Origin of the sequence: Neptuniibacter sp. (assembly GCF_024231755.1) — a bacterium.
GTDB lineage: Bacteria > Pseudomonadota > Gammaproteobacteria > Pseudomonadales > Balneatricaceae > Neptuniibacter.
The window spans coordinates 72,215-80,196 of sequence record NZ_JAAEQH010000210.1; the positions used below are offsets into that span (position 1 = coordinate 72,215).

Below are 7,982 nucleotides of genomic sequence, written 5' to 3' on the forward strand. Positions count from 1 at the left end.
TTACTGACGGCTTAAGCGTAGGTTATCGATGTCATCCACTTCACTGCTACGGAACGGATTGATATCCAAACCACCACGGCGGACATAACGGGCATATACGTTCAACGACTCAGGTTGGCAGCGTTCCCAGATATGCATAAAGATATTTTCTACACACTGCTCATGGAAGTCGCCATGCTCACGGTAAGAGATGATGTATTTAAGCAATCCTTCACGATCAATCTCTTTACCCTGATAACTTATTCCCAATGTAGCCCAATCCGGCTGACCGGTAACCGGACAGTTTGATTTCAATAGATGGCTGTAAAGCACCTCTTCCACATCATCTTCACCGGTTGTCAGCAGTTCAGGCGCAGGAGTGTACTGAGTAATTTCAACGTCCTGATTATCAATACAGAAACCTGTAAATTGGCCAAATTCTGGAGCCTGATCAGGGTGGTAGATACGTACATCGACCCGACCATTTGCCGCAGCACTCAGATCTTTGATTAGAAGCTCTTTCACTTCCTTTTCTGAGTCAAAACGGCTCAGATTAAGAGAGTTAAGATATAACTTAAATGACTTTGACTCGATAATATTTTCCGAGTCAGTATATATACGGAATTCAGCGAGTCTTACTTCAGGTTTGCCACGCTGGTTTAGCCATGACATCTCATAGGCATTCCAGATATCTACACCTTGAAAGGGCAGCTCTTTACGCTCTACTCCCTGCTCTTTCCAGTTAAGGTCCCTGGCAATCGGGTACAGCAGAGACGGATCATAAGTATTTACATACTGTGTATCCTGCCCCAAAGGTGATTTATTAAGAATTTCCTGGTCGTTCATCAGCTACGAATTCCTTTGCCGTTTTGCAGCAAATGCAGTGCATAAAAAAATAGGCCACCAATAAATAGCAAAATCATCGTAAACGCAAATCCAATATTGATATCACTCACGCCTAGAATGCCGTAACGGAAAGTATTCACCATATACAGAATCGGATTTAGTTGGGAAACGCCCTGCCAGAAATCAGGCAATAGCTGGATCGAGTAGAAGACACCACCTAGATAAGTCAGCGGCGTCAGTACAAAGGTTGGGATTATGCTGATATCGTCAAACGAGTTTGCATAGATGGCATTGATGAAACCACCTATGGCAAATAATACAGCGGTCAAAAATACCACCGAAATTGTAACGAACAGGTTCTGAACCTGAAGATCAGTGAAGAACAGCGACAACAGAGTTACGATAAAACCAACAGCCAAACCGCGAGCAACACCACCTAACACATATCCACTCAGAATCACCCAGTTAGGTACGGGAGAGACAAGCAACTCCTCTATATGACGCTGAAACTTGGTGCTGTAAAAAGAGGACACCACATTACTGTAAGAGTTTGTAATCACCGACATCATGATCAAACCGGGCACGATGTATTCCATGTAGTCGAAACCACCCATCTCACCAATCCTGCTACCAATGAGGTTGCCAAAGATGATGAAATACAGAGTCATAGTAATGGCAGGAGGCAGTAGGGTCTGTGCCCAAATACGCATAAAACGTCGAATTTCGCGACGTACTATCGTCCAGAAAGCGACTAACAGATCCTGAATTTTCATGACTTCTCCTGCTGCAGGTTTTTATCCACCAACGTCACAAATAACTCTTCCAGACGATTGGATTTATTACGCATACTGCTCACATGAATATCCTGCTGCGCCAACTTACTAAATAACTTATTCAAGCCTTGCCCTTTCTCAACTTCGATCTCTAACTGGTGCTCACCGATCAGTTTCACAGCATAGCCATCAAGATCTGGAGCCTGCTCAAGCGTCTCTTCAAGATCAAGCACAAAGGTTTCAGTATTTAACTGCTGTAAAAGCTCTCGCATACTGGTATCTATCACGATGCTGCCATGATCGATAATAGCTATATTGCGGCAGAGACTTTCTGCCTCTTCCAGATAATGAGTCGTAAGAATAATTGTTGTACCTGCGGCATTAATTTCACGCAGAAAATCCCACATAGATCGGCGTAGCTCGATATCAACGCCCGCTGTAGGCTCATCGAGAATCAGAAGTTTTGGCTCGTGCATCAATGCGCGAGCAATCATCAGACGACGTTTCATCCCCCCAGAAAGCATCCTGGAAGGACCGTTGCGTTTCTCCCATAGCCCTAACTTTTTCAGATAGTAATCCGCCCGTTCTGAAGCCTTGGTCGCAGGTATACCGTAGTAGCCGGCCTGTGTTACGAGAATATCTTTAACATTCTCGAACATATTGAAGTTAAACTCCTGCGGCACTACACCCAAACTGAGTTTGGCTTTAGACAGGTCTTTATCCAGATCAGTACCAAAAATTTCGACTTTGCCTGAAGTTTTATTAACCAAAGAGGAAACAATACCCAGCGTAGTGGATTTACCAGCACCATTTGGCCCCAGCAGGGCGAAGAAATCCCCCTCATTCACTTGAAGAGTGATCCCTTTCAGGGCCTCAAAACCATTGCCGTAGACTTTATTAAGATTTTCAATCGATAGCGCTAATGCCATTTGCAAATCCTGCAGAATTCGAGATAGATACCATGTTGGTACGCTTATACCGCTTTTCAACTCTTACGAAATGCAACAAGCTGTTGCCTGAGTGAAATAATCCTCTATCGAGTTTAAAACCCACGGTATAAAATAGCCTTCTTATTTTCGGAGGGCAGCATGACATCATACCAAACTCATCATTTGAACTTTCTTAAAATTGCGTATAACAACTTCATCAACCGCGAACCGTTTAAATCTGAAGAGTTGGTACAGGATGATCTGGACTTTATCGAGGAGTTCAAAAATCTGATCGAAGAATTTGAAACCTCAGCTCCCGGTGTGCATACAAAGGGAGAAGACTTTATCGATAAAGCTTTCCGCCGCTACCCTGAACTGGCTCACCTGATTGCCCGTGATCTGCTCTGGTATTTCGGCGGTAATAATTTGCACAATATGACCGACGACGAGATCAATAAATTCCAGCAGTTGGATGAGATGCGTTATGCCGCTGAAGAAAAAGGCGAAGAGTTTGACTACATCAACAAACGAGCAGGAATCTTTGGTCAGAACTAAAGGATTCGTGAGCAAACCTGAGTTTACTCAAAACAGATTTCAACAGCCTGATTCATAACAAAGTCTGTCAGTTCATCAGCCGGTAAGGGGCGACTAAAATAATACCCCTGAATAATATGGCAACTATGGGAGCGGAGATAAGATAATTGATCACTTGTTTCCACTCCTTCTGCCAAGACCTCTAACCCAAGACTCTGTGCTAGAGCGATAACAGCCTTAACGATAGCCTCTCCTTCAGGATCTACACCGATATCTCTCACAAAGCTCTGATCAATCTTCAATGTATTGATCGGTAGTTTTTTAAGATAACTTAGAGAAGAGAAGCCAGTACCAAAATCATCCATAGAAAGAGATAAGCCCATCTCTCTGAATTGATGCAGTTTAGGTATAGTTGCCTCCGGCTGTTTTAGCAGAAAGTTTTCTGTCACCTCCAGATCCAACAACTTAGGATTAATACCTGATCGATTAATTGCTCTCTCCACGCTTGGCAGTAAACTCTCATGCATGATCTGTTGTCCCGCAATGTTCACACCAATCCGGAAATCCATGCCCATCTCATGCCAACGACGACCATCACGACAGGCCTGTTCCAAGACCCATTCACCAATAGGGACAATTAACCCTTGTTCTTCTGCGAGGGGGATAAACTTACCCGGGGAGATCATGCCCGCTTCAGAGTGCTGCCACCGGAGAAGCGCCTCAACCCCCATGACACTGCCGGTACGAGCATCAATCTGCGGCTGGTAGAAAATCCGAAACTCATCTTTCTCAAGCGCCTTTCGAAGATCATTTACTAAGGAGAAACGTTCATAGCGCAAACTACCTTGCTCATCATGATACAGTCGGCTCTGATTCTTGCCCCCCTCCTTAGCTTCAAACATGGCCACATCTGCGTGCTGTATCAATGAGATCACATCACGTCCATGATCCGGATAGAGAGATATACCTACACTGACAGTACTGAAAATTTCATACCCATCAATAAAAAACGACTGGCGAAAAGAACGCAGAATATGCTGAGCTACAAGCTCTATTTCTTTACTATCAATGCGTCCTTCCAGTAATACCGTAAACTCATCGCCACCTAAACGGGCGAGAACTCCGTCATTTCGGATCACATTCTGAATTCTTTCCGCGGCCTGCTGTAATAGCTCGTCGCCCACAGGATGACCCAAAGAATCATTCACATCCTTGAAAGAATCCAGATCACAGAACAACACCGCTACCATACCGTCATTTGTATCAGCTTCCTTAATTGCTGCCTCAACCTTTTCATTAAACAACAAGCGGTTTGGTAACGCGGTTAAAGGATCGTGATTTGCCAGCCATCGAAGGCGACGCTCTGCATGTTTCCTCTCGGTAAAGTCCATACCTATTGTCAGGAGCTTAGCTTCTGCACCCGGTATGTTTAGAGCAGAGTGTAACCAAGAGATCTGTAACATCTGCCCCGAATTAGTTCTTAGGCCAGATTCGATCTGTACTTTCTGCTCTCCTTTAGCTAATAACCGTTCAAGCAGCTGTTGATGCTGTTCAAGCTTTTGAGGCTCATGGCCAAGATCAACAAATGACAGAAGGTGTACATCACGGCTACGCAAACCCAAAAGCTCTTGACCAAACCGGTTCAGGGTCACAATCCGGCCATCTCCATCCAACGTCAGAATGATGGTTTCCGCCGTATCCAGTAGACTGGTAACAAAATCCCTTTCAGCCTCTAACTGGTCCGATCTTTCTGTCAGATGCTGAGCCCTCTCTAACAGAGACGCCTCCATTCGCTCCAACTGATCAGAAAGCTCCATAGTACTGCTCTTCAACAAATCCAGTTCATCTGAATACAAATTCTTGCGCCTGATTGCACTTAGTCGAACCCTTATCAGGTCATATGAACTACCTGCCAACATTGGTAACAGAGAAGAGATTTCTGACAGGATGCGCAGAGGTGAACGCAGAATTGCCAGTTGAAAAAAAGCAGCTAAAAACAGACCAACGGCGGAGATAAGAAGCTGTTGTATTAAGTCATTGCGGGATGCCCGGTAGCTATCGGTTCGATCTTCAATTAGAACCCAATAAGCCCCCTGGCTATTTGCACCTGCCGGTGGATGGAGAACAACTTGATAATTCCGATTATCAGAAGTCAGCTCATAAACTCCACCTTCGTTTTTAATACTTTGCTCCCTGACAAGCTGATTTAGAACCTCTGTATTTTCCTGCTTGTGTGTAAGATATTTAAGTCTAAGTGACCACTGCCTAGCAAAACTCTGGCTGTTCTTAGGTTTTAACGCTAAACCAATATCCCGGCCTGTTTGCCTCTTAAACTCCACAATGATGTCTTTCATCTCACGCCCAACGACTATGACCCCTGTTCGATCAGGAGATAACGCAACCGGCAGCGCAATAAAACGCAGACATATTTCAGCACAGTAAAGGTGACGAACAGGTGATTCATAAGCGAGCACCTGTAGTACCGAATCAAGTGGGAATGAAATAGAGGCTCCCTGCTGATCGACTAAAGCGCCAGTCGAATCAAAAAGATAAACAGCATCAAGAGAACCATTATTAAGGATAGAAGGTAGATAATTCTGATGGGCACTTTTAAAACGCTCTAAATCAACAGCACCATCAACAGATGCGAAAGTAATGAGAGGCAGCAGCTCCCCCACTTCTAACAAACGGTCGTAGGAATTTGCCACCAACCCTTCAAGTACTAGAAGGTCACGCTCTACTGCAGCAGCCCTTTGATTCTGAGCCCAAGCATTCTGCTTCTGATAGGTATAGTAGCTATACCCCATATGCAACACAGCCAGAACCAAAACGAGATTGATAAAGATCTTCCAGCTCAAGCTAAAAAATGGCTTATCGCTCAGCCTCGAATCATCCATGACTAAAACCTATACGTTGCCTGCAGAGCAAACATATTCCATTCTTCCTGCCTCTCAACATCGGAAGGATTGTCTTGAACAGCCAACCAAGCTGTCCCCTGCACCGTGTGCCATTCAGCTCTTAGCATCCAGTGCTCGTCCGGCTCCCATCCGATACCCAGAGTCCAGTCTTTGGCAAATTGTGTATGGTTTGGCCTGCCAAATAACATTGCTGCCTTGTTGCCGTTTCTGTCGTCTTTATCAATATAGAGGACGTCATAGCGCAAAAAAGCACTCAGGGACGGTGAAAATCGGTATTCAGCCTGGAGATAAACTGACTCAGATGTATTCTTTGGATCGAGCCCGTAGATCCCACCCAGCGAGCCCCACTCGATAAATTGCTGCATATATTCACCGGTAATACTCCATCGTTCGAGGTTATATTGCAAAGAGAAAGAAGCAATATCGATCTCAACAGTTCCATCCCCTGGCGCGCCTAACGCGGGCGTACCATCTACATCAAAATCCAGCTCAAACTGGCCATAAGTAAAACCAGCTCTGAAACTATAATCCTGATGAATATATTCAGAACGCCATAAAAACCCACGACTATCATCGAACTCACCCGGCCAATCATAATTAAGATAAGCATATTCAACACTGACATCTTTATGCGGCTTGCCGATAATAAGTCCTGATTCTACCCACCCCTCATTAAGTAAGTGGCGCCCGTATAACATGGCACCATCAGCCGAAAGCTCGAGATCACGCGCTTTATCAAAATAAAGAGATTGCGGAAGCACTATCGAAGGACGGGTAAAAGCCACATCACGGGTCGTGTTATAAAAGCCAAAGGGGTTCTTGATACGCCCTATTCTCAGGCCAGCAAAACCATCTCCGGTTTCATGAAAACGGTAGTCTATCAATAGGTAATCCATCCTGGGATCACCATCATCTACTTTACCTGCTCGCCTGGACATTACCTGCCCAGCCAGTAAAACCTCTCCACTTATTCTCCAGGCCGAGTTAACAGCAATCTCTCTAAAATCAGTACTGCCTGAACTACTCTTGCCGTTAAAGTTATTATGGTCCGAATCAAAATAGCCTTGGGTGATAAAACCATTAAACTCCCAATTTTTAACTGAACCGTCAGCTGTACAGTTCCCTGTAACAATAGAAAGCAACAGCATAGCTACTCTATTTGATCTCAAGCAGCTCAACATTTCGCCCTCCTTTAACATCCTGCGTTGTATATCCTATAGCCCCTGGCGTACTGCTTACTTGTTCATACATCTCTTCAAGGGTGTTAACTACATGGGGAGATTGCCCTGCCCCAGAAAAAACCAAACGATCCCATACATTCCGCAATTGATACGGAAACATCTTCAGCTCCTTTTTCACAAAAAAGTGATGTGTGGAATGATTATGAGGAAAAGTGAAAACTCTTATCGGCGTACCATCAGGCCAAGTACGAGTACGCATGGTGAAGATAGAAACAAGATATTGGTGCTGAACACTGCTTACAGTGCTCTTAGGGTGCACAATAACCTCAGCGGTTCCGACCCTAGGCAACAGCAACAAAAGTAACAGGCAAACCAGAATTCTGATCATACAATCTATGCTAACCACATCCTGTGAATTAAATATTGAGTATGTTCTGAGCGACAACACCTCAAGTAGATCAGGTCTCATTCTAGACCAAAACAACACACAAATGTTGAAATTTAAGGCTTTTTATTAAGGGGATACTAATAGATAGGAAGAGAATGGCGTCCCATAGGGGGTTCGAACCCCTGTTACCGCCGTGAAAGGGCGGTGTCCTAGACCACTAGACGAATGGGACGCAACAAATTGTAAACTCCGAAGAGTTGGAGCGGGAAACGAGGTTCGAACTCGCGACCCCAACCTTGGCAAGGTTGTGCTCTACCACTGAGCTATTCCCGCATACTTCCTTTAAGAGAATGGCGTCCCATAGGGGGTTCGAACCCCTGTTACCGCCGTGAAAGGGCGGTGTCCTAGACCACTAGACGAATGGGACGCAACAA

General features: G+C 44.8%; 7 protein-coding genes and 3 tRNA genes. 1 reads left to right on the forward strand and 9 read right to left on the reverse strand.

Going from position 1 to position 7,982, the window contains the following annotated elements; genetic code table 11:
• Genes queF through GY843_RS10900 form a run of 3 tightly spaced genes read right to left on the reverse strand, consistent with a single transcriptional unit; the run spans position 1 to position 2,527 of the window.
• A complete protein-coding gene (gene queF, locus GY843_RS10890) occupies positions 1-825 on the reverse strand; it encodes an NADPH-dependent 7-cyano-7-deazaguanine reductase QueF (protein WP_297309445.1) in 825 nt (274 codons plus the stop codon).
• Positions 825-1,598, reverse strand: a complete 774-nt coding sequence (locus GY843_RS10895) for an ABC transporter permease (RefSeq protein WP_297309447.1) — start codon at positions 1,596-1,598, stop codon at positions 825-827. The genes queF and GY843_RS10895 overlap by 1 nt, the downstream gene beginning before the upstream one ends.
• The gene (locus GY843_RS10900) at positions 1,595-2,527 is read right to left on the reverse strand and encodes an ABC transporter ATP-binding protein (protein WP_297309449.1); all 933 of its coding nucleotides are present in this window, start codon (positions 2,525-2,527) and stop codon (positions 1,595-1,597) included. The genes GY843_RS10895 and GY843_RS10900 overlap by 4 nt, the downstream gene beginning before the upstream one ends.
• Positions 2,528-2,686: 159 nt before the next feature.
• Between GY843_RS10900 and GY843_RS10905 the strand changes: the two genes are divergently transcribed.
• The gene (locus GY843_RS10905; protein WP_297309451.1) at positions 2,687-3,082 is read left to right on the forward strand and encodes a PA2817 family protein; all 396 of its coding nucleotides are present in this window, start codon (positions 2,687-2,689) and stop codon (positions 3,080-3,082) included.
• A gap of 23 nt (positions 3,083-3,105) precedes the next feature.
• On the opposite strand, the gene GY843_RS10910 is transcribed toward GY843_RS10905, so the two are convergent.
• The 6 genes from GY843_RS10910 to GY843_RS10935 form a co-directional block, all read right to left on the reverse strand.
• Positions 3,106-5,958: an EAL domain-containing protein gene (locus tag GY843_RS10910; protein WP_297309453.1), complete on the reverse strand. Its 2,853-nt coding sequence runs from the start codon at positions 5,956-5,958 to the stop codon at positions 3,106-3,108.
• Between the two features lie 2 nt (positions 5,959-5,960).
• On the reverse strand, positions 5,961-7,127 hold the full coding sequence (locus GY843_RS10915) for a TonB-dependent receptor (RefSeq protein WP_297309456.1): 1,167 nt from the start codon (positions 7,125-7,127) through the stop codon (positions 5,961-5,963).
• Positions 7,128-7,134: 7 nt separating this feature from the next.
• Positions 7,135-7,320, reverse strand: a complete 186-nt coding sequence (locus tag GY843_RS10920; RefSeq protein WP_297309458.1) for a hypothetical protein — start codon at positions 7,318-7,320, stop codon at positions 7,135-7,137.
• A 384-nt stretch (positions 7,321-7,704) separates the two neighbouring features.
• A tRNA-Glu gene (locus GY843_RS10925) sits at positions 7,705-7,780 on the reverse strand.
• A 26-nt stretch (positions 7,781-7,806) separates the two neighbouring features.
• A tRNA-Gly gene (locus tag GY843_RS10930) sits at positions 7,807-7,881 on the reverse strand.
• 18 nt (positions 7,882-7,899) lie between these two features.
• A tRNA-Glu gene (locus tag GY843_RS10935) sits at positions 7,900-7,975 on the reverse strand.
• Positions 7,976-7,982 lie beyond the last annotated feature (7 nt).